The sequence below is a fragment of the Deltaproteobacteria bacterium GWC2_65_14 genome (assembly GCA_001797615.1).
Classification (GTDB): Bacteria; Desulfobacterota; Deferrimicrobia; order Deferrimicrobiales; family Deferrimicrobiaceae; genus GWC2-65-14.
The window spans coordinates 4,882-5,673 of the sequence record MGPV01000030.1 but is presented as its reverse complement, the minus strand read 5'-3'; the positions used below and the strand labels follow the sequence as shown (position 1 = coordinate 5,673).

The 792-nt window shown below is 61.7% G+C and carries 2 pseudogenes (1 of these 2 only partly in view); both read left to right on the top strand.

What is annotated here, in order from left to right:
- A pseudogene (locus tag A2X88_03970) lies at nucleotides 1–704 on the top strand (capsular biosynthesis protein).
- Nucleotides 705–717: 13 nt separating this feature from the next.
- Nucleotides 718–792, top strand: a pseudogene (locus A2X88_03965) (UDP-N-acetyl glucosamine 2-epimerase) (it continues 1,016 nt past the right edge of the window).

The window sequence follows — 792 nt, the reverse complement described above, 5'->3', positions numbered from 1 at the left end:
CCAACTACAACACCGTGGTCGCCACCTTCTGCCACAACATCGCCCGCGGGCTCGACATCGCCGTCAACGACCCGAACCGGGAAATGGAGCTGGTGTACATCGACGACGTGGTGGCGGCTTTCCTGCGGCACCTCGATGGCCCCGCGGATCCTTCGCGACAGCGCTACAGCGTTGGTCGGACCTTCCGGGTTACCCTGGGGGAACTTGCCGAACGGATCCGCCGGCTGCACGCCATCCGCGAGACGCTGACGGTCCCCGACCTGAGCGGAGACCTCATGAAGTGCCTGCATGCGACCTACCTGTCGTTCCTGCCCGAAGACGGCTTCGGCTATCCCGTCAAGCTCCACACCGACAATCGCGGCTGGCTCTTCGAACTGATCAAGTCGGAACATTTCGGCCAGATCTTTGTTTCAAAGACACTTCCCGGGGTCACCCGCGGCAATCATTACCACGACACCAAGCTGGAGAAGTTCTGTGTCATCCAGGGGCAGGGTGTGATCCGCTTCCGGCAGATCGATTCCGACCGGATCCTCGACTACCCGGTGGACGACCGGGCGATCAAGGTGGTGGACATTCCCCCCGGGTACGCCCACTCGATCGAGAACACCGGGGAAGGGGAGATGATCTGCCTGTTCTGGGCCAACCAGATCTTCGCCCCCGGGAGGCCGGACACATGCTTCGTTCCGGTAATCAAACAGGGGTGAAGGGGAGGTTTCGGTGAAAAGAATGAAAGTGATGACCGTGGTCGGTACCCGCCCCGAGATCATCCGCCTGTCCCGGGTGATGGCGCTC